Source organism: Streptomyces sp. NPDC094032, assembly GCF_040303965.1.
Classification (GTDB): Bacteria; Actinomycetota; Actinomycetes; order Streptomycetales; family Streptomycetaceae; genus Streptomyces.
In genome coordinates this window covers 248,256-273,621 of the sequence record NZ_JBEOUE010000008.1, presented here as the reverse complement: position 1 = coordinate 273,621, position 25,366 = coordinate 248,256, and the positions used below count along the sequence as shown (strand labels likewise).

Here is a 25,366-nt window from a genome sequence, read left to right as displayed (position 1 = left end):
CCGCCCGGCCTGGACGGACATCCGGTGGTGAGCCAGATGGTTCTCGGACGACGTGCCGCGACCCTCGCGGCCGCCGCGACGCTGCTGCTGACCCCCGCCCTCGTGGGCTGCTCGGACAGCGGCTCCAGCACCGGCACCAGCGCCACCACCGCCCAGGCGAGCGGACCCGCCGACCCGGTCGCCGCCAAGGCGCAGATCGCCAAGAACTGGACGGCCTTCTTCGACCCGAAGACCCCGCCGACCGAGAGGATCAAGCTCCTGGAGAACGGCGAGAAGATGGCGCCCGTGCTCGGGGCGTTCGCCGCTGACAAGACCGCGGGCATGGCCTCCGCGAAGGTCACGGCCATCGCGTTCACCTCGCCCACCGGCGCCGACGTCACCTACGACCTGCTCGTCGGCGGCAGCCCCGCCCTGCCCGGCGCCAAGGGCACCTCCGTCCTGCAGAACAACACCTGGAAGGTCTCCGTGAAGACCCTCTGCGGCCTGGTCCAGCTCAGCGGTGCGCAGGTTCCCGGCTGCTGACGCGGCCCCGCTCGCCGCCCGAGCCGTCCGCGCCGCCACCGTCCTCCTCGCCCTCCTGCTGGCCGGCTGCGGCAGCCGGCTTCCGGAACACGACTTCGAGACGCGGCCCACCGCCAACCCCCCCTCCGACGGTGGGTCGCTCCGCGTCGGCGTCATCACCAGCGCCACCAGCCCGGTCGGCGGCGAGACCTTCACCGGCCCCCGCGACGGCGCCCGCGCCTACTTCGACGCCCTCAACGCGCGCGGCGGCATCGACGGCCGCAAGGTCGAGGTGGTCACCTGCGACGACGGCGGCAGCGGCGTCGGCAACAACGCGTGCGTGCACGAGCTGATCGACGAGAAGAAGGTCTTCGCCCTGGTCGCCACCACCGCCCTGGACTACGCGGGCGCCCCACTGGTCTCCCGGGCCGGCGTCCCCGACATCGGCGGCCAGCCGCTGACCCCCGCCTACGACACCTATCCGCACCTGTACGGGATCTACGGCAGCTCCGCCCCGCGCACCGGCCGGGCCCCCGGCTGGAACGGCGTGCTGTACGGCGGCACCGAGGTCTACCGCTGGTTCCGGCAGCACCTGGGCGCCCGTACCGCCGCCGTCGTCTCCTACAACCAGGCCGCCTCCGCCTCGTACGCCCGGCTGATCGCCGAAGGGCTGCGCGCCGAGGGCTACCGGGTCGTCGACGAACAGGTCGACTTCGCGCTGCCCAACTTCCGCGCGGTCGCGGCCGATCTGCGGGCGCAGCGCGCCGACCTCGTCCTCGACGCCCTGGACACCCACGGCAACGCCCGGCTGTGCGAGGCGATGGAGGCGCTCGGCGTCCATGTCGCCGCCAAGGTCACCAACGTGCAGAACTGGTCCTCCACCGTGCCACGCGACTACGCGGGCGCGCCCGGCTGCCGCGCCGTGCTCTATGTGACCGGCTCCAGTCGCAACTACGACGACACGGCCGACGCAGCCGACACGGCCGACACAGCCGGGACCGCCGGGCAGCCCGCCGTACGGGAGTTCCGGGCGGCGATGGGGAACCGGCCGCTCTCCCAGTGGCAGCTGGAGGGCTGGGCCGCCGCCATGTGGTTCACGGACGCCGCGAAGTCCTGCGGGAAGCACCTGACCCGGGCGTGCGTCGAGGAGTTCATGAACCGGCCGGAGCCGTACACCGCGCGGGGGCTGCTGCTGCCCGTACGGTTCGAGCACCTCGCGCGGCCGCCGAGCACGCGCCGCACCTGTCTGTCCGTGGCCCGGTGGCAGGACGGGCGCGGCTGGGTGTCGCAGGGCGAGATGGACACCGACTGCGCCACGTTGCCCCAACTCCCGTACCGGCCGTGAACGACGCCTTCGCCGGGCGCACAGTACAGTCGCCCCGACCACGCACTAGACCGGGGGGACCGGTAAGCGTCATGCGCATCTCTTTCCTGCTCCACAACGGCTATCACATCGGCGGCACGATCCGGACGACCTTCACCCTCGCCGCCGAGCTGGCGGAACGTCACGAGGTCGAGATCGTCTCGGTGTTCCGCCACCGTGACGAGCCGATCCTCGGCGTTCCCGCCGGAGTGACCCTGCGTCACCTCGTCGACCTGCGGAAGAACAGCCCGGGTTACGACGGCGGGCACCCCGACTTCCGGCGTCCCGCCCGGGTCTTCCCGAGGGGCGACGGGCGCTGGAAGCAGTACAGCGCGCTCACCGACGCCCGGATCGGCGCCCACCTGGCCTCGGTCGAGGCGGACGTGGTGGTCGCCACCCGCCCCGGCCTCAACGTGCAGCTGGCCCGGCAGGCCCCGCGCGGACCGGTCCTGGTCGGCCAGGAGCACCTGATCCTCGACGGGCACAGCTACCGGCTGCGCCGTGACATCGCCCACGAGTACGCGCTCCTGGACGCCGTCACCACCGTCACCGAGGCCGACGCCCGCTCCTACCGGGCGCTCGCCCTGCCCGGCGTCCGCGTCGACGCCGTGCCCAACAGCGTGCCCGCGCCGGACGTGCCGCCGGCCGACCCCGCCGCGAAGATCGTCGTGGCGGCCGGCCGGCTCACCCCGGTCAAGCGCTACGACCTGCTGATCGACGCCTTCGCCGATGTGGCCGCGGCCCGCCCCGACTGGAAGCTGCGCATCTACGGCACCGGCGACGCCTCCGACAACCTGAAGAAGACGCTGGCCCGGCAGATCGAGCGGCGCTCCCTCGGCGGGCATGTCTTCCTCATGGGCACCGCGCACCCGATGGAGCCGGAGTGGGCCAAGGGCTCGCTCGCCGCCGTCACCTCCCGGCGCGAGTCCTTCGGCATGACCATCGTCGAGGCGATGCGCTGCGGCCTCCCGGTCGTCTCCACCGACTGCCCGCACGGCCCCGGCGAGATCATCGAGGACGGCGTCGACGGCCGGCTCGTCCCGGTCGACGACACCGCGGCGGTCGCCTCGGCCCTGCTCGCCCTCATCAACGACGACGAGGGCCGGGCCCGCGCGGCGAAGGCGGCCCTCGTCGCGTCCGAGCGCTTCGACCCGGTCCGGATCGCGGCCCGCCACGAGACGATCTGGGCCGAACTGGCCGCCGGGGCCGCCGCCCGCCCCCGCGCCCGGAGCCACGGGCGTGGCAGTGCGGCCGTCCACCGCGCGGTCGGCACGGTCCTCGACGCCGTCTACGCGGCGAAGGCGAAGGCGGGCGTGCTGGTCCGCCGCTTCCGCTGACCCGAGGCCGGACCGGGCCGGCTCCTCAGAGCTCCGTCCCCCCGCGCTCCCGCCCGGCCGGCCGGCGCTCCGGCGGCGGGCCGGCCAGCCGCATCCGCTCGTACGCGGCGAACTCCGGGTGGTGCAGGTCGAAGGCGGGGGCCTCGGAGCGGATCCGGGGCACCGCGACGAAGTTGTGGCGGGGCGGCGGGCAGGACGTCGCCCACTCCAGCGAGCGGCCGAACCCCCAGGGGTCGTCGACGTCGACCTTCTCCCCGTACCGCCAGGTGCGCCACACGTTGTAGAGGAACGGCAGGGTGGAGGCGCCCAGCAGGAAGGCGCCGATGGTCGAGACCGTGTTGAGGGCGGTGAAGCCGTCGGCTTCGAGGTAGTCGGCGTACCGCCGGGGCATGCCCTCGGCGCCGAGCCAGTGCTGGACGAGGAACGTCGTGTGGAAGCCGACGAAGAGCGTCCAGAAGTGCATCTTCCCCAGCCGCTCGTCGAGCATCCGCCCGGTGAACTTGGGCCACCAGAAGTAGAAGCCCGCGAAGGTCGCGAAGGCGACCGTGCCGAACACGGTGTAGTGGAAGTGGGCGACCACGAAGTACGAGTCGGTGACGGCGAAGTCCATCGGCGGCGAGGCGAGGATCACCCCGGTGAGCCCGCCGAACAGGAACGACACCAGGAAGCCGGTGGCCCACAGCATCGGCGTCTCGAAGGAGAGCGAGCCGCCCAGCATGGTGCCGGTCCAGTTGAAGAACTTCACCCCGGTGGGCACCGCGATCAGGAAGGACAGCAGCGAGAAGAAGGGCAGCAGCACCGCACCGGTCGCGAACATGTGGTGCGCCCACACGACCACCGACAGGCCGGTGATGGTCATCGTGGCGGCCACCAGGGTCGTGTAGCCGAAGATCGGCTTGCGGGAGAAGACCGGGACGATCTCGCTGATGATGCCGAAGAACGGCAGCGCGATGATGTACACCTCGGGGTGCCCGAAGAACCAGAACAGGTGCTGCCACAGCAGCGCGCCGCCGTTCTCCGGCTGGAAGACCAGCGCGCCGAGCCGCCGGTCGGCCTCCAGGACGAGCAGGGCGGCGGCGAGCACCGGGAAGGCCATGAGCACCAGGATCGTGGTGAAGAGGATGTTCCAGGTGAAGATCGGCATCCGGAACATGGTCATGCCCGGCGCCCGCATCCCGATGATGGTCGCCAGGAAGTTCACCGAGGTCAGGATCGTGCCGAAGCCGGAGAGCGCGAGCCCCATGATCCACAGGTCGACGCCGACGCCCGGCGACCGCAGCAGGCTGTTCAGCGGCGCGTAGGCCGTCCACCCGAAGGCGGCGGGGCCGCCGGGCGTGAAGGCGGAGCCGAGCACCATCAGGCCGCCGAAGAGGAACAGCCAGTACGAGAACATGTTGAGCCGCGGGAAGGCGACGTCGGGCGCGCCGATCTGCAGCGGCACCAGCTCGTTGGCGAAGCCCGCGAAGGTCGGGGTCGCGAAGAGCAGCAGCATGATCGTGCCGTGCAGGGTGAAGGCCTGGTTGAACTCCAGGTTCGTCACCAGCTGGAGTCCGGGCCTGGCCAGCTCGGCCCGCATCACCATCGCGAGGGCCCCGGCGATCAGGAAGAAGACGAACGAGGTCACCAGATACAGGTGGCCGATCTTCTTGTGGTCGGTGGTGGTGATCCAGTCGACCAGGACCCGGCCATGCCGCTGGCGTGCGGATTCGGCGGTTCCGGCCGAGGTCTCGGTAACCATCCCTGGATGATGCTCCGCACCGAACGGGATCCGGGGGAGGCGGACCGTCGGGTCGTCCGGTCGGCGGACGATGTGTGCGCGGTGCGCGGAAATCGTGAAAGCCGCGCATGTGGGCCGATGCCCGGGAATTCCCGGCGGAGGGGAGCAGTACCCGAATTCCGGAGAAGGGTCGGGAATTACCGGAGTGGCGGCCGGAAACCACCCGTACGAACGATCGCGTCCCTGTCAAACATATGTCGAGAACCTGTGACACAAGCGTGACCGGCAAGGGGCTAACGTGAGCTGTATGACACCCGAACACGCACCCGAAACGTATGTGGGGCTCGCCGCCGACCGCGCCGAGCGCCTCGCCCGGAACAGGGGCTGGCGCGTCGTCCGGTGCCTGCCGCCGGGCTCGATCGTGACCATGGAGTACCTGGCCGGGCGCATCAACTTCGAGGTCGAGGACGAGGTCGTCACCCGGGCCTGGCTCGGCTGACGTCCCGAGGGACACGACACGGGGGACATGACAGGTGGGGCCCCGGCCGATCCCGGCCGGGGCCCCACCTGTCATGTCGTGCCGACGGCTCAGCCGCCGGTGGCCGGCCGCGAGTGCGGCGGGCGGCGGGCGCCGGCCGGACCGACCGGGCCGCGCTCCGAACGCACCGCGTGATGGGCGCGCGGCGGGGCGAGCGGCGGGCCCTGAAGACCTGTCGCGCGGCCCGAGGCCGCCCGTCCCGAACCGGCGCCGACCTTCTCCCGGGCCGGCTCCTCGGCCCCCGTCGGGCGCTGCGGGAAGAGTCCCGGCACCGCTCCGCCGCCCGCCACGGGCAGCGAGGGGACCAGCCGCCGACGGGCCCGCAGCTGCTCGCGCAGCCGGTCCCGCAGCCCCAGGATCCAGGCCTCGGCCACCGCGATCACCGGCTCGCACCAGGGCAGCGCGAGCAGGATGAGCAGGCCGGCGGCCCAGCCCAGCAGCACGTCGCTGAGCCAGTGGGTGCCGAGGTAGACGGTGGTCAGGCCGACCCCGAGGGCGACCACGGCCGAGAGGGCCGACAGATAGCGGCGGGCCCTCGGCGTGGTCGCCAGATAGGCCAGGATGCCCCAGGTCACGACCGCGTTCGCGGTGTGCCCGGACGGGAATATATCGCCGCCGGCGAAGAGCTCGGCCGAGCCGACCTGCGTCGCGTAGTGGGGGCCGAGGCGGCCGAGTCCGAGCTTGACCGCGCCGACGGTCACGTTGAGGAGGAGCAGCGCGGCGCCGAGGGAGAGCAGCGGTCGCAGCGTGTGCTGACGCCAGGAGCGCCAGCCCAGCCAGGCCGCCACCATGACGGCCGTGGGGCCGCGCTGGCCGAGGACGACGTAGTAGTCGAGGAAGGCGTGCAGCTCCGGCCACTGCTGATAGGGCCGGAACAGCATGATCTTCCAGTCGAGGGTCACCAGCCAGGTCGACAGGAGTACGGCGACGACGATGGCCAGATAGAACGCCAACGTCCCGCCGAAGAGGGCGAGACGCGTGCGGGTCATCCGCGGGACCTCTATCTTCGGCGGTTCCGGCTCCCGGTCCAGCCGGGCAAAGATGTCGGTACGCACCCAATCGACGTTACAGGGAGTGAGTAGCGACCTTGGTCGTTCCGGTCCCTTCGTGATGACGATGTGATGTGGAGTTGCTCTCAGCCGGGCGTTTGTTCCCGTCGTCCGTCGGAAAATCCGATGACCTTCTGCCCTATTGCCGCCCGGGCGTTTCCGGAAGTCTGTTTGAGGCGCCGGAGAATGCCGGATCAATTGGCGGAACGACTCTCCGCACCGAATTCCACGCGACGCGCGGCGCGGGCCGAGTGGTGTACGCCACACCCCGCGGCCCGCCGGGGTGAGAGCTGCGCCACGCGCTCGGGCCTTGAACTCGCGTACGCTGACGGCTCACTCGCCCGTCGATGCCGGGCCGCCCCGGGGCCAGCCCCCGGCAGGTGCCCGCCGAGCGCGAGGGCTTCACTGGGAGGTACGTACATGACGCGGACGAACACGGCCGGAGCGCGGCTCCGAACCGCTGCCGGCGGCGCCAACCGCTGGGTCGTCCTCGTCGTCCTCTGTGTGAGCCTGCTGCTCGTCGCGCTCGACTCGACGGTGCTGCACGTCGCCGTCCCCTCGCTCACCGAGGACCTGAACCCCAGCTCCACCGCGCTGCTGTGGATCGTCGACGCCTATCCGCTGATCTGCGCCTCGCTGCTGATCCTCTTCGGCACGCTCGGCGACCGGGTCGGCCGCAGACGGGTGCTGCTCCTCGGATACGCGCTGTTCGGCGTCGCCTCCGCGGTCGCCGCGCTCGCCACCACCCCCGAGGTCCTGATCGGCGCCCGCGCCCTGCTCGGGGTCGGCGGCGCGATGATCATGCCCGCCACGCTCTCGATCCTCCGCGCGGTCTTCCCCGACCGGCGCGAGCGGGCCACCGCCATCGGCATCTGGACGGCGGTCGCCGCCGTCGGCGCCGCCACCGGTCCGGTGCTCGGCGGCTTCCTGGTCGAGCACTACTGGTGGGGCTCGGTCTTCCTGATCAACATCCCGCTGATGATGATCATCCTGCCGCTCGGCCGCTGGCTGCTGCCCGAGTCCAAGGGCGGCTCCGACGGGCCCTGGGACGTGCTCGGCGCCCTCATGGCCACCGCCGGTGTGCTCGGCGCGGTCCTCGGGGTCAAGCGGCTCGGCGCCGGCGACCCCCCGTTCACCCTGGCCACCGCGGGCCCGCTGCTGCTCGGCGGCGCGCTGCTCGTCCTCTTCGTACGGCGCCAGAAGCGGCGCGCCCACCCGCTGATCGACATGCGGCTGTTCTCCCGGCCGGCCTTCACCACCTCGGTCGGCTGCATCGTCCTTGGCATGCTGGCCCTGGTCGGCCTGGAGCTGATCGCCGTCCAGTACCTCCAGCTGGTCCTCGGGCTCAGCCCCCTGGAGACCGGCCTTCGGCTGCTGCCGCTGACCTTCGCCGCCATGGCCGCGGGCGCCACCGGCTCGTACACGCTGCGCAGGCTCGGGCCGCGCCGGATGGTCGGCTGGGGCTTCGTGCTGACCGCCGCCGCCGTGCTGCTGCTCACCCTCATGGGGCAGCACGACCGGCCGCTGCTGCTCACCGTCGGCTTCGTGCTGCTCGGTTTCGGGCTCCAGACCACGCTCTTCTCGGCGTACGAGTCGATGCTCAGCGAGGCGCCGCCGGAGAGCGCCGGCGGGGCCGCGGCGATCGGCGAGACCTCGTACCAGCTCGGCGCGGGCATGGGTATCGCGCTGCTCGGCAGTGTCATGAACGCGGCCTACGCGCCCGGTCTGAGCGGGCTGCCCGGCGTGCCGGAGGCCGCGACGAGGGCCGCCGCGAACTCGCTCGGCGAGGCCTACCAGGTGGCCGAGCGGCTCGGCGGTCCCGCGGGGACGGCGCTGCACCAGGCGGCCCGGCACGCCTTTGTGAACGGCCTGCACGTGACCCTGTTCGTGAGCGCCGGGCTGTTGCTGATGGGGGCGCTGATGGCGCTGCGGCTGCCGAGGGTGATGGAGTGCACCGTGGACCCGGAGCTCGTCGCGGACGCGGAGGCCGTCGGGGGCGCGAAACAGCTGGAGCGGGTGGAACAGGCGGAGCGGGTGGAGCCGGCGGACGGTGCTTCCAAGGTGCCCGGCAGCCGGGGGCCCGCGGAGCCGGCCGGCTCGGCCCGGCCCCGGTCCTGAGTCAGGACCGGGCCGGAGGTGAGCCGAGCCCCGGCAGGGTCAGCTCTGGTTGAAGAAACCGTCCTGCGAACGCCCGGCGGACTCGCCGCTGACGATCCGGGTGTCGGCCGGGGTCAGCAGGAAGACCCGGGTGGCCACCCGCTCGATCGAGCCGCGCAGGCCGAAGGCGAGACCGGCGGCGAAGTCGACCACGCGCTTGGCGTCGTTCGGCTCCATCGCGGTCAGGTTCACGATCACCGGGACGCCGTCCCGGAACAGCTCGCCGATGCCCCGGGCGTCCCGGAACCCGTCGGGCGAGACGGTGGCGATCCGACGGCCCCGGTCCTGCGCCGTGTCGGTCGCCACCCGCACCCGCGGGTCCGTCACCCAGGCGTCGCTGCCGTTCTCGGCACCGTCGGCGTACTCGTCGTCGTAGTAACGCTCGTCGTTGTCCTCGACGAGTCCCAGCCAGGCACTCGCCTTGCGCACCGATCCCATGGACGCCTCCTTTCAGCGCGGTCACTTGTGGTTCCGCAATCCCTATCGTCGTCCATGATGCGGATCGCGCGCCAAGTGGATAGTCGGCGCGCAGGGGATTCGTGACGGTACTGGTGCAGAACGTGAGGTTCGAAAACTGGCGATTCGTCAGGGATCTTGCGGTATGCCGGGGCTGACAGGGGGTCGGCCGGGGGCGCGCAACTTAAAATATGAATGTCGGGCCGGAAGGGTGACGACAAGGGCGTACGGGTGAACCGACACGCCCGGCCGCCACGGGGGAGAATGTCTTGTTCGGAATCGTCAGACCCTGCACGCACCGCCTCACCGAGGGGCTCAAGACCGAGTGGATGGCCCATCTCTGCGGCCTCTGCCTGGCACTTCGCTCCGACCACGGGCAGCTCGCCCGGGTGGTCACCAACTACGACGGCCTGATCGTCTCGGTCCTGACGGAGGCTCAGACCGGCGCCACCGCGGCCGGCCGCCGCACCGCGGGACCCTGCCCGCTCCGGGCCATGCGGACCGCGCCCGTCGCCCGGGGCGAGGGCGCCCGGCTCGCCGCCGCCGTCTCCCTCGTGCTGGCCTCCGCGAAGGTCCGCGACCACGTCGCCGACCGGGACGGCCTGTTGGCCCGCCGGCCCGTGGCCGCCGCGGCGCGCCGGGTCGCCCGCTCCTGGGACCGGGCGGGCGCCCGCACCGGCCGGGCGCTCGGCTTCGACACCGCCGTCCTGGTCGACGCCGTCGACCGGCAGACCGGCATCGAGGCGCTCGCCGGGCCCGGCACCCCGCTGCTCGTCGTCACCGAGCCGACCGAGACGGCGACCGCCGCCGCCTTCGCGCACACCGCCGTCCTCGCCGGCCGCCCCGGCAACGCCGCGCCGCTCGCCGAGGCCGGGCGCCTCTTCGGACGGCTCGCCCATCTCCTCGACGCCGTCGAGGACCAGGCCGCCGACGCCGCCGCCGGATCCTGGAACCCGCTCACCGCGACCGGCACCTCCCGCGCGGAGGCCCGCAGGCTCGCCGACGACGCGCTGCACGGCATCCGCCTCGCGCTGAAGGACGCCGAGTTCGCCGACGGACGGCTCGCCCACGTCCTGCTCGCCCACGAGCTGCGCACCTCCGTCGACCGGGCCTTCGGCACCACGAGCTGCGCCCACGGCGCGCCGGAGCCGGGGCAGCCGTACGGGCAGCCGGTGCCGGGGAACCCGTACGCACAGGCCGGCCCGTACGGACCGGGCGACCCGCTCGCCAAGCCGGGCGGCCCCGGCGGGCCGGGCGGGATGCCGCCCTTCCCCGGCGGTGGCGGCGGGGGCGGCGGCCCGCACAAGCCCGAGCCGCGCGGCTTCCTCGCCGGGTGCGCCGCCTTCACCTGGCTGTTCTGCACCTGCCAGATCTGCTGCGCCGAGAAGTACGAGGGCCCCTGGTCCCGCAAGAAGCGCGAGGGCTGCTGCCACCAGTGCGACTGCACGGGCTGCGACTGCGGCGGCTGTGACGGCTGCGACTGCTGCTGCTGTCCCTGCGACGGCTGCTGACGGGCCGTCGGGCCCCGGTGCGGCGGGGCCCGACGGCGCGCCTCACTTCGTCGGCGCCGGGATCTCCGGCGGCGAGATCCGTGACTCTGCGATGCCCGAGGCCGAGACGCCCCACTTCCTCAGGATCCGGTCGTAGGTCCCGTCCGCCTTCAGGCCGTTCACCGCGGCCTGGAAGGCGGGCGTGAGCGCCGAGCCCTTCTTGAAGGCGAAGCCGACGTCGAGGCGCCGGTACTCGTTGAGGAACTTGGTGCCCGGCTGCTGGGTCACCGCGTACCGGATGCCGTTGATGGTGCTCATCAGCACGTCGCTGCGGCCCTGCTGGAGCGCCATCCAGCTCGCGGACGTCTCGGAGAAGACGTTCACCTCGTACGGCTCCTTGCCGGCCTGCGCGCACCGGTCCTTGTTCTTCTCCAGGGTCCGCTCGAAGGTGGTGCCGGCGCCGGTGGCCACCTTGAGGCCGCAGAGCTGCGTGAGGTCCGTGATGTCCGTCAGCTTGGAGTCCGCGCGGGTCGCGAAGCCCTGCCCGTCGTTGATGTACGTGACGAAGTCGATCGTCTTGCGCCGCTCCTCCGTCACGCCGAAGTTGCCCATGCCGATGTCGTACTTGCCGCTGTCGAGGGCCGGCAGGATCGCCTCGAACCCGGTGGTCTCGGTCTTCACCTCCAGACCCAGCGCCTTGGCCACGGCCTGCGAGAAGTCGGCGTCCAGGCCGACGACGGTCCTGCCGTCCGGCAGATAGGCCGAGCTGGGCGGTGTGCCCACCGAGGTGGCGAGGGTCAGACGGCCCCGCTGTCTCACGTCGGCCGGCAGCAGCTTCGCCGCGGCCTCGTTCTTCTTCACCCCCGCCGCCACGTCCTCCTTCGGGAGCGCGCCCTGCGCGCCGCCCTTCCCCGTCGCCCCGGCGGGGGCCGCCACCGGCTCCCCGGTGCCGCAGGCCGTGAGCGCCAGGCCGGCCGCGGCGGTCAGGGCGAGCAGGGCGGTGGTGCGCTTCGTCCGTGTGCGGCGCTGGGTGCGTGTGGTGCTCATGGCTTCGGGGTCTCCAAGTACTTCTCGAACGGCAGCGGCCCGATGGACTCGGGGTCGGCGGCGACGTCGAAGAGCGGGCGGTATCCGGTCGCCAGGTAGAGGCCCTTGGCCTCGGGCTGGCGCGGACCGGTGGTCAGGTAGATCCGGGTGTAGCCGCGGTCGGCGGCCTCGCGTTCCAGGACGGTCAGGACCCGGCGGGCGAGACCGCGCCTGCGGTGCGCCGAGTGGGTCCAGATCCGCTTCAGTTCGGCGGTGTGCTCGTCGTACTGGCGGTAGGCGCCGCCCGCGACGGGCCGCCCCTGCTCCAGGAGCAGCAGGAACGCGCCCCCCGGCGGGGCGAACTCCTCCGCCGGATAGCGGCTCAGATCGTCCGAGGAGCCGTACCGGGTCATGTACTCGTACGCCAGCTCGTCGAGGAGCGGGCGTGCCAACGGGTCGGTGGTCGTGGTCCGGTGCACGGACAACGCGAAGGTCATGGGTGTCCTAGGAGGAATTTCCTACGGAACAGGTAGGGAAAAAGGCGAAAGGCGGGGCAGGACGAGGGGAGTCGAGCTCAGGCACTCACGGACGTGCGGAGGTGAAGGCGCCGCGGGACAACAGCACGCGGACAGGGCGAAGCAGGGGGTCGGCTCAACAGGAAGAGGACCACACACGACCGAAGTCGATGTGGGAGCGCGTGACCAGCCACTGCTGCGGATTCATGGCCCAAGTGGAACAGGCATCCGTTTCCCCGTCAACCGTGATGAGACGAACGGCTCACACTCCGGACGGACTTGACAGCACTCCGTGCCCGCCGACTACGTTGAAGAGGCGGACCGTGCTGAGGGGCTCGGGTCCGCGGCTCACCGCGCGTGAAGGCGCACTCCCGTGTTCGATCCGTCTCTGGCATCCACGGAGCCTTCGCCATGTCCGCGATCCTCACCGAAAAACCCGTCACGGCCCCGCCCGACGAACCGGCCCTCCGCATCGTCCCCGCCCGCCGCACCGGCCAGTGGACCGCCGCCGCCGCGGTCGTCGTCCTCGTCGCGCTCGGCCTCGTCTCCGTCGCCACCAACCGCGCCTTCCAATGGGACGTGGTCGGCGCCTACTTCACCTCCACGTCCGTGCTGCGCGGCCTCGGCCTCACCCTGTGGCTCACCGCCCTCGTGATGGCGCTCGGCTTCGCCCTCGGCACCCTGCTCGCCGTCCTGCGGCTCTCCGGCAACCCCGTGCTGCGCGCGGTGAGCTGGGGATACGTCTGGTTCTTCCGGTCCACGCCGATCCTGGTCCAGCTGCTGTTCTGGTTCAACATCGGCGCGCTCTACCCGACGATCCTCGGCATCCACACGGTCAACCTCCTCGGCCCCGTCTCCGTCGCCGTCATCGGCCTCACCCTCCACGAGGCCGCCTACGCCGCCGAGGTCGTCCGGGGCGGGATCCTCTCCGTCGACCGGGGCCAGATCGAGGCCGCCCAGTCGCTCGGCCTCGGCCGCGGCCGCCGGCTCACCCGGATCGTGCTGCCGCAGGCCATGCGCGCCATCGTGCCGCCCGCCGGGAACATGCTGATCGGCACCCTCAAGGGCACCTCGATCGTCTCCGTCATCGCCGTGCAGGACCTGCTCTACTCCGTCCAGCTCGTCTACCACGCCACCTACCAGGTCATCCCGATGCTCCTGGTCGCCACCCTCTGGTACGTCCTGGTCACCTCCGTCCTCAGCGTCGGACAGCACTACGTCGAGCGGCACTACGCCCGTGGCACGGGGGGTGCCCGATGAGCCGCCCGCACGGCGAACGCCGCTCGCTCGTCGTCGTCGGCGCCGGGCCCCGGGGCACCGGCTTCCTCGAACGGCTCGCCGCCAACCTCCCCGAGCTGTACGGGGACCGGCCCCTGGACCTGCACCTCGTCGACCCGCACCCGGCCGGCGGCGGCCGGATCTGGCGCACCTCCCAGTCCCCGCTGCTCTGGATGAACTCCCAGGCCGAGGACGTCACCATGTTCACCGACGAGACCGTCACCATCGAGGGACCGGTACGCCCCGGACCCACCCTCGCCGAATGGGCCGGCCTCGACGGCCGCACCTTCCCCAGCCGCCCCCAGCAGGGCGCCTACCTGCGCTGGGTCTACGAACGCGCCCGCGCCGCGCTCCCGGCCGGCGTCACCGTCCACGAGCACCCCACCACCGCGCTGCGCGTCACCGGACCCCGCGACGGCCGGCAGCGGGTCTGGCTGGACGGCCACGCCGTGCCGCTCACCGCCGACCTGGTCGTCCTCGCCCTCGGCCACCTCGACGCCCACCCCGACCGACACCAGCGCGAGCTCGCCGACTTCGCGGACCGGCACGGCCTCGTCCACCTGCCGCCCGACTTCACCGCCGACACCGACCTGTCCGCGCTGCCCGCCGGGGAACCCGTCCTGGTACGGGGCTTCGGCCTCGCCTTCGTCGACCTCATGGTGCTGCTCACCGAGGGGCGGGGCGGCAGCTACGAGGAGGCCGAAGGCTCGGACCGGCTCGTCTACCGGCCGTCCGGCCGCGAGCCGGTGCTCCACGTCGGATCGCGGCGGGGCGTCCCGTACCACTCCAAGATCGGTTACGAGCTCGACGGCGAAGGCCCGCCGCTGCCGCGCTTCTTCGGCCCCGCCGAGGTCGACGCGCTGCTCGCCGCGCCCGGCCCCCCGGACTTCCGCAGGGACGTCTGGCCGCTCGTCGACAAGGAGCTCGGCTGGGCCCACTACCACCGCCTGTTCGCCGCGCACCCCGAGCGGACCGCCGTCGCCTGGGCCGACTTCGAGGAGAAGTACACGGCCGCCGCCCCCCGGTCCGCCGAACTCGACGCGCTGGTCGCCGCCGCCGTGCCCGACCCGGCCGACCGGCTCGACCTGGACGCCCTCGACCACCCGCTGGCCGGGGTGCGCTACCGCTCCGCCGATGCCCTCCAGGACGGGCTGCGCGGATACATAGCCGGCGACCTCGACCGCCGCCACGACCCCGCCCACAGCCCGGACCTGGCCGTCTTCGGCGCCGTGCTCTCCGTCTACGGGCAGTTGCTGCGCCTCGGCGACATCGGCGACCCGGGCAACTGGTGGCACGGCTTCTTCAGCTACCTCGCCTCCGGCCCGCCCGGCCCCCGGCTGCGGCAACTGCTCGCCCTCTCCGACGCCGGGATCGTCCGCTTCCTCGGCGCGGACGTCACCCTCACCACCGACGAGGAGCGGGGCGTCTTCCGCGCCTCCTCCGTCAGCCTGCCGGGGGAGTGGACCGAGGCCCGCGCCCTGGTCGAGGCCCGGCTGCCCGACCCCACCCTGGAGCGCACCGGCAGCCCGCTGCTGCGCGCCCTGTACGAGGACGGCGCCCGGGCCACCGACGCCGGGCTGCTCGCCGTCGACCCGGACGACGGGCGCGTCCTCGGGCGCGACGGACGGCCGCACCCGCGCCACTTCGCGCTCGGCCCGCACACCACCGCCCGGGCCGGCGGCGCCTTCACCCGGCCGCGCACCGGGGGCTTCGCCTTCCGGCAGAACGACCGGACCGCCCGCACCGCGCTCGCGCTGCTGCGCGACCTGTCCTGTACGGAGCCGGAGCCGGAGCCGGTGCCCGCGCCGGTGCCCGCGCCGGTGCCCGCGCCGGTGCCGGTGACCGCGCGCTGAGCGTGCCCTCCGCCCGTACTCCGCCCGTACTCCTCCCGTACTCCGCCCTCCTTCCTCCGTACCGAGGTACCCCCATGTCTCTTACCAGTGATCCACCCGTCCACGCGCCGCCCCGACCGGCCGACGCGGCCGACGCCGGGGACCCCGCCGTCCTCAAGGTGGTGCCCGTGCGGCACCCCTGGCGCTGGGTCGCGGTCGTCGCCACCGCCGTCGTCCTCGCCCAGTTCCTCAACGGCCTGATCACCAACCCCGGCTGGGAGTGGGACGTCTTCGCCCAGTTCTTCGCCGCCGACGCCATCCTCAGGGCCGTCTGGGTCACCCTCCAGCTGACCTTCTACGGCACCGCCCTCGGCTTCGCCCTCGGCATCGTGCTCGCCTTCATGCGCCTGTCCGCGAGCCCCTTCCTCAAGGCGGTCGCCTTCGGCTACATCTGGGCCTTCCGCTCGATCCCGCTCATCGTCCAGCTGCTCTTCTGGTTCAACCTGGCCTACCTCTACAAGGAGCTCAGCTTCGGCGTCCCGTTCGGGCCGAGCTTCTTCTCCTTCGACACCATGGGCCTGGTCGGCGCGATGAGCGCCGCCGTCCTCGGCCTGGCGCTGCACCAGGCGGCGTACGCGGCGGAGATCGTCCGCGGCGGGGTGCTCGCCGTCGACGGCGGCCAACTGGAGGCGGCGGCCTCGCTCGGCATCCCCCGGCTGCGCCAACTGCGGCGGATCGTGCTGCCGCAGGCCATGCGCTCGATCCTGCCCAACGCCGCCAACGAGATCATCTCGCTCTTCAAGGGCACCTCGATCGTCTCCGTGATGGCGATCGGCGAGCTCTTCTACCAGGTGCAGGTCGTCTACGGCCGCAACGGGCGGGTCGTCCCGCTCCTGATGGTCGCCACCGCCTGGTACATCCTGCTCACCACGGCGCTCTCCATCGTCCAGCACTACGTCGAACGTCACTACGCGAAGGGGAGCACCCGATGAGCACCGCCGCACCCGAGACCGCCGACACCAAGGTCCGGATCCGTTCCGTACGCAAGAGCTTCGGCGCCCTGGAGGTCCTGCGCGGCATCGACCTCGACGTCCGTCCCGGCGAGGTCACCGTCGTCCTCGGGCCTTCCGGCTCCGGCAAGTCCACGCTGCTGCGGACCATCAACCACCTGGAGAAGGTCGACAGCGGCTCCATCAGCGTCGACGGCACCCTGGTCGGCTACCGCCGCTCCGGCGACAAGCTCTACGAGCTGCGCGAGCGCGAGATCCTCAGGCAGCGCACCCGGATCGGCTTCGTCTTCCAGAACTTCCACCTCTTCCCGCACCTCACCGTCCTGGAGAACATCGTCGAGGCGCCGGTCTCCGCCCTCAAACGGCCCCGCAAGGAGGCCGAGGCGGCCGCCCTCGCGCTGCTCGACCGGGTCGGGCTCGCCGACAAGGCCCGGTCCTATCCCAAGCAGCTCTCCGGCGGGCAGCAGCAGCGGGTCGCCATCGCCCGCGCGCTCGCCCTCGAACCGAGCCTGCTCCTCTTCGACGAGCCGACCTCCGCGCTCGACCCGGAGCTGGTCGGCGAGGTGCTCGACGTCATCAAGGACCTGGCCGCCTCCGGCACCACCATGATCGTCGTCACCCATGAGATCGGTTTCGCCCGTGAGGTCGCCGACACGGTCGTCTTCATGGACGAGGGCCGGATCGTCGAACAGGGCCCGCCGGCCGAGGTGCTGGAGAACCCCCGGCACGAACGCACCCGCGCCTTCCTCTCCAAGGTCCTCTGACCGCCCGTATCGCCCCCTTCTCTCCCCCTCGACACCAGGAGTCCCGTCATGTCCGTATGCCGCCGTCCGCTCGCCGTCGCGCTCGCCTCGCTCGCCGCCCTCGCCACGCTCACCGCCTGCGGTGCCGGTGACGCCGCCACCGACCAGGTCGTGCCCAAGGGCCAGAAGGGCGCGGACAGCTCGATCAACCTCGGCCCGGACCAGAAGCGCGTCCACACCGCCAAGGTGGACGCCATCGCCGCCAAGCTGCCCGAGGCCGTACGCAAGCGGGGCACGCTCTCGCTGGGCGTCTCCACCGGCAGCGCCCCGCCGCTCGGCTTCTACGCCACCGACGACAGAACGCTCATCGGGGTCGAGATCGACCTCGCCACCCTGGTCGCCGACACCCTCGGCGTGAAGCCCGAGTTCGACGCGGTCTCCTGGGAGAACCTCTTCGTCGGCCTGGACAGCGGCAAGTTCGACGGCGTCTTCTCCAACGTCACCGTGACCGAGGAGCGCAAGGACAAGTACGACTTCGCCACCTACCGCCTGGACGACCTGGCCTTCGAGGCGAAGAAGGGCTCCGGCTGGAAGGTGAAGGGCCCGGCCGACGTGGCGGGCAAGTCCATCGCGGTCGGCTCCGGCACCAACCAGGAGAAGATCCTGGTCGACTGGAGCAAGGAGAACGAGCAGGCGGGCCGCAAGCCGGTCGACATCAAGTACTTCCAGAACGTCTCCGACTACTACCTGGCCCTCCAGTCCGGCCGCATCGACGCCTACCTCGGGCCCAACCCGAGCGCCGCCTACCACGTGGCCGCCGCCGGGCAGACCGAGATCGTCGGCAAGTTCTCCGGCGCGGGCGCGGGCCTCCAGGGCAAGATCGCCGCCACCACCAAGAAGGACAGCGGCCTGGTCGCCGCGTACGCCGCCGCGCTCGACCACGTCATCCAGAACGGCACCTACGCGCAGGTCCTCAAGCGCTGGGGGCTGAGCAGCGAGGCCGTGTCCGCCTCGGAGATCAACCCGCCCGGCCTGCCCCGGACCAAGAACTGACCCGGTATGGAAAGGTTTCCCACCATGAGCACGGACACATCGCAGGACTCGCAGGACTCGCAGGACTGGCAGCACTGGCACGAGAAGCGCGAGGCGGCGGTCGCCTCGACCTACGGACCGCTCTCGCTGACGGGGACGTACTGGCTCTCGGACTTCCCGGAGGGGCGAATTCCGGCCGTTCCCGGTGAGTGGCGGGCCGAGGGCGACGAGGTGGTGCTGACCGCGGGCGCCGAGGACGCCGTCACCGTGGACGGCAAGCCGCTGATCGGCGACGTCCGGCTCACCGCCGACCACGGCCCGATCCACGAGTCCCGGGCCGAGTCGGCCGGCCGCCGGCTCGTCGTGCTGCGCCGCGAGGGGGAGTGGGCGGTACGGGACTTCGACCCCGAGTCGGAGGCGCGGCGCTCCTTCCGGGGCATCGAGGCCACCCCGTACGACGAGCGGTGGGTGCGGCCGGGCGTGTTCCGCCCGTACGCCGAGGACCGCCATGTGCGGGTGGAGAACGCGGACGGCAAGGAGCGCGGTCTCGGTCTCGCCGGCGAGCTGGTCTTCGACCTGGACGGCGCCGAGCGCAGCCTCCAGGTGGCCGTGGAGGAGGACGGCACGCTCTGGGCGGTCTTCGCGGACGCCACCAGCGGGCGGGACAGCTACCGCTTCCGTTTTCTGCGCCCGCCCGCCCCGGCGGCGGACGGCTCGGTGACGGTGGACCTCAACCGGGCACTGCTGCCGCCGTGCGCCTTCGCCGCCCACTTCATCTGCCCCTTCCCGCCGCCGGGGAACACGCTGGACACGGCGGTCGCGGCGGGGGAGCGGCGGCTGATCGGGGGCTGACCGGGACCTGATCCCGGCCTGGCCGGGACGGACGGGCGGTACGCGGGGCTGGTGCTCCGGGTGCCGCCCGTCCGTGCGTGAGCTCGTGCGCGCGGTCTTGTGCGGACGGGCGGGTGGGGCCACCATCGGCGCGGGACCTGACAGGGACACGTCACCCGTCGGTCTCCGGGCCCGCCACCCCCGGGCCCTCCCGCTCCCCCCGAAGGAGACCCGTGAGGAGATCTACGCGTATCACCCCCCGCCGGCTGCTCACCCTCACGGCGGCCCTCGCCGCCGTCACCGCCCTCGCCCTGCCCGGCGCCCAGGCCGCCCCCACCCCCGGTCCGGCCGGAGCCGCGGCCCTCGCGCGGGCCGACGCCGCCGTCCTCAGGGCCGATGTCGGCGGCACCGCCTGGTACGTCGACCAGGCTTCCGGGCGCCTCGTCGTCACCGCCGACTCCACCGTCTCCGAGGCCGGCCTGGCGAAGATCCGCAGCTCCGCCGGGGCCGACGCCGGAGCGCTGCGCATCGAGCGCACCCCCGGAGTCCTCACGCCCCTGCTCGGCGCGGGCGACGCCATCTATGGCGGCGGCTACCGCTGCTCGCTCGGCTTCAACGTGGTCAGCGGCGGCACGTACTACTTCCTCACCGCCGGGCACTGCGGCAACGCGGTGAGCACGTGGTACACCAACTCCGCGCAGTCCACCCTGATCGGCGCCACCGTGGGCTCCAGCTTCCCCGGCAACGACTACGCCCTGGTCCGCTACGACAACACCGGGCTCAGTCACCCCGGCGGCTTCACCGCGGCCGACGCGTACGTGGGCGAGTCCGTCAAGCGCTCCGGCTCCACCACCGGCACCCGGAGCGGCAGGGTCACCGGTCTCAACGCCACCGTCCGTTACTCCTCCGGCGGCACGGTGAAGGGGCTCATCCAGACCGACGTCTGCGCCGAGCCCGGCGATTCGGGCGGTGCGATGTACGACGGCACCAAGGCGCTCGGCCTCACCTCCGGCGGCAGCGGCAACTGCTCGACCGGCGGGACCACGTTCTTCCAGCCGGTGCCCGAGGCGCTCGCCAAGTACGGGGTGAGCCTGTACTGACCCGAGGCTCCCGCCCTCCTTGGAGTCCCCCAACTCCCTTGATGCGCAAGTAAGTTGAAGGCTGCACGGCCGAAATGAGCCCTTGCGGCGGGAAGCCGTGCGGCCCGAGACTCCCCCACAGCGCCGGCCCCTGGCCGCGCCTCACGGGTCCGACACCCCACTGCGGACCCCCGATTCCCCTCTGGAGGAACGAGAAGTGAGGACCAAGCGCACCACCCCCACGAGAAACATCCGGATGCTCGCCGTCGCGACCGGCCTCGCCGCCGCCGCGGCGTTCGCCGTCCCCTCCGCGAACGCCGACTCCGCCGCCCAGCCGGGCGCCTTCAGCGCCACCCAGCTCACCGCCGCGGGCGACGCCGTCCTCGCGGCCGACGTCGCGGGCACCGCCTGGCGCGTCGACCCGGCCACGAAGACGGTGGTCGTCACCGCCGACTCCACCGTCTCGCAGGCCGACATAGCCAGGATCAAGAGCAAGGCCGGAGCCAACAAGGGCGCGCTGCGCATCGAGCGCACCGCGGGCAGGTTCAACAAGCTGATCTCCGGCGGCGACGCCATCTACGCGAGCAGCTGGCGCTGCTCGCTCGGCTTCAACGTCAAGGACAGCGCGGGCAACTACTACTTCCTCACCGCCGGCCACTGCACCGACGGCGCGGGCACCTGGTGGTCCGACTCCGCGCACAGCACCGTCCTCGGCACCACCGCCGGGTCCAGCTTCCCGACCAACGACTACGGCATCGTGCGCTACACCAACGCCTCGGTGGTCAAGTCCGGCTCGGTCGGCAACGTCGACATCACCAGCGCCGCCAACGCCACCGTCGGCATGTCCGTCACCCGTCGCGGCTCCACCACCGGCATCCACAGCGGCACGGTCACCGGTCTCAACGCCACCGTGAACTACGGCGGCGGCGACATCGTCTACGGCATGATCCAGACCAACGTCTGCGCCGAGCCCGGCGACTCCGGCGGCCCGCTCTACTCCGGCAGCCGCGCCATCGGCCTCACCTCGGGCGGCAGCGGCAACTGCTCGTCCGGCGGCACCACGTTCTTCCAGCCGGTGACGGAGGCACTGAGCGCCTACGGGGTCAGCGTCTTCTAGCCGCCCCCTGGCCCTCACCGGCCCGCGCGGAGCACCATGGGCACACGCTGGGCCCCCGGCCGCACACCGGCCGGGGGCCTTCCGCGACCACGGGCAGCGCGTACTGCGCGGCGAAGTGACCGGCCTCCGAGACGCGCAGCGCCTCCCGGTAGGTGCGCGGCAGGACGGGGGTTCCCGAGGGGTTTCCCCATTCCTCGGCCACCAGGAGGCGGCCGTCGTCGGTGCGCACTGGATTTCCCATGGGCGTGGAGCTTAACGGGGGACTTTCTTGTGAAAGTTTTCACAAGCTCGCAAGGGACTTGCGGCCCGGGGTGTCTTAGCAGGTCACGCAGGGTTTGACGGGTTGTCGATCGATCTTGAAAGGACTTCCGTCCCGATCGCCGGGGTCTTTTTCGGACCCTTTTCGGTCATCTTCGGGTGTCGAATGGAGTCAGCGAAATAAAGGGATCGACAAAGGAGTACCTGCCATGGAGGCCAAGGAGATGGTGGACGGACTCGTCCAGGCGGCCCTCGCCGCCCTCGACCGGTTCGAGACCCTCGACCAGGAGCAGGTCGACCACATCGTGAAGAAGGCTTCGCTCGCCGCGCTGAGCGCCCACGGTGAGCTCGCCCGGCTCGCCGTCGAGGAGACCGGCCGCGGGCTCTTCGAGGACAAGGCCGTCAAGAACCTCTTCGCCTGCGAGCACGTCACCCACTCGATGGCCGGCCTGAAGACCGCCGGCGTCATCCGCCGCGACGAGCTGAACGGCATCACCGAGATCGCCGAGCCCGTCGGCGTCGTCTGCGCGATGACCCCGGTCACCAACCCGACCTCGACCACGATCTTCAAGGCGCTGATCGCGCTGAAGACCCGTAACCCCATCGTCTTCGCCTTCCACCCCTCCGCGCAGAAGTGCTCGGCCGAGGCCGCCCGGATCGTGCGCGACGCCGCCGTCGCGGCCGGCGCGCCCGCCGACTGCGTGCAGTGGATCGAGGAGCCGTCGATGGCGGCCACCGGCGAACTGATGAACCACGAGGGCGTCTCCACCATCCTCGCCACCGGCGGCAACGCGATGGTCAGGGCCGCCTACTCGTGCGGCAAGCCCGCCCTCGGCGTCGGCGCCGGCAACGTGCCCGCCTATGTCGCCAAGGACGCCAAGCTGCAGCGCGCGATCCACGACATCGTGCTCTCCAAGGCCTTCGACAACGGCATGATCTGCGCCTCCGAGCAGGCCGTCGTGCTCGACCAGGAGGTCTACGAGCAGGGCATCGCCGAGTTCGAGCGGCTCGGCGCCTACGTCGTCAGCGCCGCCGAGAAGACCAAGCTGGAGGAGTACGTCTTCGGCACCACCGCCTACGCCACCAACTGCGGCGGCGCCAAGCTCAACGCGGCGGTCGTCGGCAAGTCCCCGCGGTGGATCGCCGAGCAGGCCGGCTTCGAGGTCCCGGAGGACACCTCCATCCTCCTCGCCGAGTGCGCCGAGGTCGGCGAGAGCGAGCCGCTCACCCGCGAGAAGCTCTCCCCGATCCTGGCCGCCCTCAAGGCCGACTCCACCGAGCACGGCCTCGACCTGGCCGCCCGCATGGTCGAGTTCCACGGCCTCGGGCACAGCGCCGCCATCCACACCGAGGACGAGGCGCTGGCCGAGGAGTTCGGCAAGCGGGTCAAGGCGATCCGGGTCATCGTCAACGCCCCCTCCACCTTCGGCGGCATCGGCGACGTCTACAACGCCTTCCTCCCCTCCCTCACCCTCGGCTGCGGCTCGTACGGACACAACTCCGTGTCCAACAACGTCACCGCGGTCAACCTGATCAACGTCAAGCGGATCGGACGGCGCAACACCAACATGCAGTGGTACAAGATCCCGCCGAAGATCTACTTCGAGCGCAACGCCATCCGCTACCTCGGCGAGATGGAGGACGTCCGCAGGGTCACCATCGTGACCGACAAGACCATGGGCGCCATCGGCTTCGTCCAGAAGGTCACCGACATCCTCAACGGGCGCGCCGAGCCGGTGACCATCCAGGTCATCGACAACGTCGAGCCCAACCCGGAGCTCGCCACCGTCCGGGCCGGCGCCGCCGCCATGCGCGACTTCGGGCCGGACACCATCGTGGCCCTCGGCGGCGGTTCGCCGATGGACGCGGCCAAGATCATGTGGCTGATGTACGAGCGGCCCGAGGTCGAGTTCGCGGACACGAAGGAGAAGTTCTTCGACATCCGCAAGCGCGCCTACCGCTTCCCGAAGCTGGGCGAGAAGGCGAAGCTGGTCGCCATCCCGACCACCTCGGGCACGGGCAGCGAGGTCACCCCGTTCGCGGTCATCTCCGACCCCGAGGCGGCGCAGAAGTACCCGCTCGCGGACTACGCGCTCACCCCGGACGTGGCCATCGTCGACCCGATGCTCCCGCTGAACCTCCCGCCGACGGTGACCGCCGACTCCGGCTTCGACGCCCTGACCCACGCCACCGAGGCGTACGTCTCGGCCTACGCCAACGACTTCACCGACGGCCAGTGCCTCCAGGCCATCAAGCTGATCTTCGAGAACCTGGAGACCTGCGTGAAGGAGGGCGGCAAGGCGCCCGAGGCCCGCGAGAAGATGCACAACGCGTCCACCATCGCCGGCATGGCCTTCGCCAACGCCTTCCTCGGCCTGGTGCACGCCATGGCCCACACCCTGGGCAACACCTTCCACGTGGCCCACGGGCGCACCAACGCCCTGCTCCTTCCCCACGTGATCCGGCACAACGGCACCGTGACCCACAAGGCCGTGCCGTGGCCGAAGGCCGAGGTCTACCGCGCCCCCGAGCGCTTCCAGGAGATCGCCCGGACGCTCGGTCTGCCGGCCGCGACCCCGGAGGAGGGCGTGGAGTCCTACGCCCGCGCCGTCGAGGAGCTGCGCGCCAAGTGCGGCATCCCGGCCTCCTTCCAGGAGGAGGGCGTCGACGAGGCGGCCTTCCTTGAGGCCCTGCCCCAGCAGGCGATGAACGCCTACGCCGACCAGTGCGCGCCCGCCAACCCGCGGATGCCGATGATCGACGACATGAAGGCGCTGATGACCCGGGCGTACTACGGCAAGTAGTCCCCCCCCGGTACAGAGAAGGCCCCCGCCTGTCGGCGGGGGCCTTCCGCGTGCGTTCCCGTGTCTCGCTCCTACGCCTTGGTCTCGCCCAGCTCCGCCGCGATCGGCTCCGTCTCCGGCTGCCGCTTCAGCGAGGACATCAGCAGGGTGACGGCCGCGCCGACCACCGCCCAGGCCGACAGGACCAGCATCGAGGCGGTCATGTCGTTGCCCTTGAAGTACGCGATCGAGCGCGCCGCCCAGGTGCCCGCGCCCGGTGGCAGGGCGGGCCCGATCGCCTTCCAGAACGGGGGCAGCATCGGGAGCGGGAAGGCGCCGCCCGCGCTCGGGTTGCCCGCGACGACGACCAGCAGGATCGCGAGGCCGATGCCGACGATCCCGAAGACGGACTGGAGGGCGAGGGTGGCGGCGCCGACGGAGAAGACCACCAGGGTGCCGAGCCCCCACAGGGCGGCGACGCTGCCGGGCAGGGCGTTCAGGATCGGGCCGACGATGATCGCGCCGCCGAGGCCGCCGAGCAGCGAGTAGACCGCGAGCGCGCCGAGCCGGATGATCGCCCGGTGCGGGTTGGCCGGCCGCGACCCGGCGCTGATCGCCAGGATCGCGGCGCAGATGTAGCCGCCGACGCACCAGCCGACGACCAGGTAGAAGGCGGAGAGGCCGTCGAAGTCGCCCGGGGAGGCCGGGGCCACGTCGACGGTCCGCACCGTACGGCCCTGGGCGCCCTCGATGGTCGTGAACATCTTCTCCAGGGTGGAGGAGAGCACGGTGCCGCCGCCGGAGGCGACGAGCAGGGTGTCCGTCCGGCCGACCGGGTCGACGATCAGGGCGCCGTCGATGTCCCGGTTCAGGATCTGGTCCCGGGCCGCGTCCGCGCTCGCGACCGCCCGCGGGTCCAGCGGATCGCCGGGCAGCTTCTCCAGGCGTTCCACCAGGGGGCCGGTGACCGGCTGCGGGGCGACCACGCCGAAGGGGACGTCGGTCGGCTTGGGATGGTGCAGGGCCCCGACGTACGAGGCGATGAACAGCAGCTGGAGGGCGAGGACACCGACGACCAGCAGGGCTGCTCGGGGGGTGACGGCGCTCTTCAGTTCGTCGACGAGGCTCATGCCCCCCAGATTCGACGGCGGGCGGTGTTCGCGCAGGTGGGAGGGGCCCGAACGGGTTATCGTACGGACGTTCGAAAATGAGCTACGCTGGGACCGAGGGGGTGGGAACGTACGTACGAATTCG

At 71.8% G+C, this 25,366-nt stretch carries 22 protein-coding genes; 15 read left to right on the top strand and 7 right to left on the bottom strand.

Annotation, left to right across the window (positions count from 1 at the left end):
* Positions 1-36 precede the first annotated feature (36 nt).
* From ABTZ54_RS15035 to ABTZ54_RS15025, 3 genes are all read left to right on the top strand, one after another.
* Positions 37-522, top strand: a complete 486-nt coding sequence (locus ABTZ54_RS15035) for an MTB12 C-terminal domain-containing protein (protein ID WP_351662331.1) — start codon at positions 37-39, stop codon at positions 520-522.
* On the top strand, positions 500-1,846 hold the full coding sequence (locus tag ABTZ54_RS15030; protein WP_351662328.1) for an ABC transporter substrate-binding protein: 1,347 nt from the start codon (positions 500-502) through the stop codon (positions 1,844-1,846). Before ABTZ54_RS15035 ends, ABTZ54_RS15030 begins: the two co-directional genes overlap by 23 nt.
* A gap of 71 nt (positions 1,847-1,917) precedes the next feature.
* Positions 1,918-3,201: a glycosyltransferase gene (locus ABTZ54_RS15025; RefSeq protein WP_351662325.1), complete on the top strand. Its 1,284-nt coding sequence runs from the start codon at positions 1,918-1,920 to the stop codon at positions 3,199-3,201.
* Positions 3,202-3,226: 25 nt separating this feature from the next.
* On the opposite strand, the gene ctaD is transcribed toward ABTZ54_RS15025, so the two are convergent.
* On the bottom strand, positions 3,227-4,939 hold the full coding sequence (gene ctaD / locus ABTZ54_RS15020; RefSeq protein WP_351662322.1) for an aa3-type cytochrome oxidase subunit I: 1,713 nt from the start codon (positions 4,937-4,939) through the stop codon (positions 3,227-3,229).
* 286 nt (positions 4,940-5,225) lie between these two features.
* Between ctaD and ABTZ54_RS15015 the strand changes: the two genes are divergently transcribed.
* The gene (locus ABTZ54_RS15015; protein WP_351662319.1) at positions 5,226-5,417 is read left to right on the top strand and encodes an I78 family peptidase inhibitor; all 192 of its coding nucleotides are present in this window, start codon (positions 5,226-5,228) and stop codon (positions 5,415-5,417) included.
* Between the two features lie 89 nt (positions 5,418-5,506).
* Here the strand turns inward: ABTZ54_RS15015 and ABTZ54_RS15010 are convergent, their stop codons facing one another.
* Positions 5,507-6,511: a phosphatase PAP2 family protein gene (locus ABTZ54_RS15010; RefSeq protein WP_351662316.1), complete on the bottom strand. Its 1,005-nt coding sequence runs from the start codon at positions 6,509-6,511 to the stop codon at positions 5,507-5,509.
* A gap of 414 nt (positions 6,512-6,925) precedes the next feature.
* Here ABTZ54_RS15010 and ABTZ54_RS15005 point away from each other — a divergent pair, with 414 nt between their 5' ends.
* Positions 6,926-8,623 carry an MFS transporter gene (locus ABTZ54_RS15005; RefSeq protein WP_351662313.1) on the top strand — a complete coding sequence of 566 codons (1,698 nt, stop codon included), beginning with the start codon at positions 6,926-6,928 and terminating at the stop codon, positions 8,621-8,623.
* 39 nt (positions 8,624-8,662) lie between these two features.
* Here the strand turns inward: ABTZ54_RS15005 and ABTZ54_RS15000 are convergent, their stop codons facing one another.
* A complete protein-coding gene (locus ABTZ54_RS15000) occupies positions 8,663-9,100 on the bottom strand; it encodes a cell division protein SepF (RefSeq protein ID WP_351662311.1) in 438 nt (145 codons plus the stop codon).
* 287 nt (positions 9,101-9,387) lie between these two features.
* Between ABTZ54_RS15000 and ABTZ54_RS14995 the strand changes: the two genes are divergently transcribed.
* Entirely contained in the window at positions 9,388-10,629 is a 1,242-nt protein-coding gene (locus tag ABTZ54_RS14995) for a DUF5685 family protein (protein WP_351662308.1), read from the top strand.
* Between the two features lie 42 nt (positions 10,630-10,671).
* Here ABTZ54_RS14995 and ABTZ54_RS14990 read toward each other — a convergent pair whose 3' ends face one another.
* Together ABTZ54_RS14990 and ABTZ54_RS14985 are read right to left on the bottom strand one after the other, a co-directional pair.
* Complete coding sequence (locus tag ABTZ54_RS14990; RefSeq protein ID WP_351662306.1) at positions 10,672-11,655, bottom strand: ABC transporter substrate-binding protein; 984 nt, start codon at positions 11,653-11,655, stop codon at positions 10,672-10,674.
* Complete coding sequence (locus ABTZ54_RS14985) at positions 11,652-12,131, bottom strand: GNAT family N-acetyltransferase (protein WP_351662303.1); 480 nt, start codon at positions 12,129-12,131, stop codon at positions 11,652-11,654. The genes ABTZ54_RS14990 and ABTZ54_RS14985 overlap by 4 nt, the downstream gene beginning before the upstream one ends.
* Before the next feature lie 429 nt (positions 12,132-12,560).
* Here ABTZ54_RS14985 and ABTZ54_RS14980 point away from each other — a divergent pair, with 429 nt between their 5' ends.
* The 8 genes from ABTZ54_RS14980 (at position 12,561) to ABTZ54_RS14945 (ending at position 21,071) form a co-directional block, all read left to right on the top strand.
* Positions 12,561-13,409, top strand: coding sequence for an amino acid ABC transporter permease (locus ABTZ54_RS14980; protein ID WP_351662300.1), 849 nt, complete (start codon positions 12,561-12,563; stop codon positions 13,407-13,409).
* On the top strand, positions 13,406-15,280 hold the full coding sequence (locus ABTZ54_RS14975) for an FAD/NAD(P)-binding protein (protein WP_351662298.1): 1,875 nt from the start codon (positions 13,406-13,408) through the stop codon (positions 15,278-15,280). The genes ABTZ54_RS14980 and ABTZ54_RS14975 overlap by 4 nt, the downstream gene beginning before the upstream one ends.
* 74 nt (positions 15,281-15,354) lie before the next feature.
* The gene (locus ABTZ54_RS14970; RefSeq protein ID WP_351662295.1) at positions 15,355-16,251 is read left to right on the top strand and encodes an amino acid ABC transporter permease; all 897 of its coding nucleotides are present in this window, start codon (positions 15,355-15,357) and stop codon (positions 16,249-16,251) included.
* Entirely contained in the window at positions 16,248-17,033 is a 786-nt protein-coding gene (locus ABTZ54_RS14965) for an amino acid ABC transporter ATP-binding protein (protein ID WP_351662292.1), read from the top strand. The genes ABTZ54_RS14970 and ABTZ54_RS14965 overlap by 4 nt, the downstream gene beginning before the upstream one ends.
* Before the next feature lie 48 nt (positions 17,034-17,081).
* The gene (locus tag ABTZ54_RS14960; RefSeq protein ID WP_351662289.1) at positions 17,082-18,065 is read left to right on the top strand and encodes an ABC transporter substrate-binding protein; all 984 of its coding nucleotides are present in this window, start codon (positions 17,082-17,084) and stop codon (positions 18,063-18,065) included.
* 24 nt (positions 18,066-18,089) lie between these two features.
* Positions 18,090-18,896, top strand: coding sequence for a DUF1684 domain-containing protein (locus ABTZ54_RS14955; RefSeq protein WP_351662287.1), 807 nt, complete (start codon positions 18,090-18,092; stop codon positions 18,894-18,896).
* A 212-nt stretch (positions 18,897-19,108) separates the two neighbouring features.
* Positions 19,109-19,975, top strand: a complete 867-nt coding sequence (locus ABTZ54_RS14950; protein ID WP_351662284.1) for a S1 family peptidase — start codon at positions 19,109-19,111, stop codon at positions 19,973-19,975.
* A gap of 196 nt (positions 19,976-20,171) precedes the next feature.
* Positions 20,172-21,071 (top strand): S1 family peptidase, encoded by a 900-nt coding sequence (locus ABTZ54_RS14945; RefSeq protein WP_351662281.1) that lies wholly within the window; start codon positions 20,172-20,174, stop codon positions 21,069-21,071.
* On the opposite strand, the gene ABTZ54_RS14940 is transcribed toward ABTZ54_RS14945, so the two are convergent.
* On the bottom strand, positions 21,058-21,312 hold the full coding sequence (locus ABTZ54_RS14940) for a histone H3 family protein (RefSeq protein WP_351662278.1): 255 nt from the start codon (positions 21,310-21,312) through the stop codon (positions 21,058-21,060). The two genes, ABTZ54_RS14945 and ABTZ54_RS14940, sit on opposite strands and share 14 nt — an antisense overlap.
* 226 nt (positions 21,313-21,538) lie before the next feature.
* On the opposite strand from ABTZ54_RS14940, the gene adhE reads away from it, so the two are divergent.
* Positions 21,539-24,133 carry a bifunctional acetaldehyde-CoA/alcohol dehydrogenase gene (gene adhE / locus ABTZ54_RS14935; RefSeq protein ID WP_351662275.1) on the top strand — a complete coding sequence of 865 codons (2,595 nt, stop codon included), beginning with the start codon at positions 21,539-21,541 and terminating at the stop codon, positions 24,131-24,133.
* Positions 24,134-24,204: 71 nt separating this feature from the next.
* Here adhE and ABTZ54_RS14930 read toward each other — a convergent pair whose 3' ends face one another.
* Positions 24,205-25,242 carry an ABC-2 transporter permease gene (locus tag ABTZ54_RS14930; RefSeq protein ID WP_351662272.1) on the bottom strand — a complete coding sequence of 346 codons (1,038 nt, stop codon included), beginning with the start codon at positions 25,240-25,242 and terminating at the stop codon, positions 24,205-24,207.
* Between the last annotated feature and the right edge of the window lie 124 nt (positions 25,243-25,366).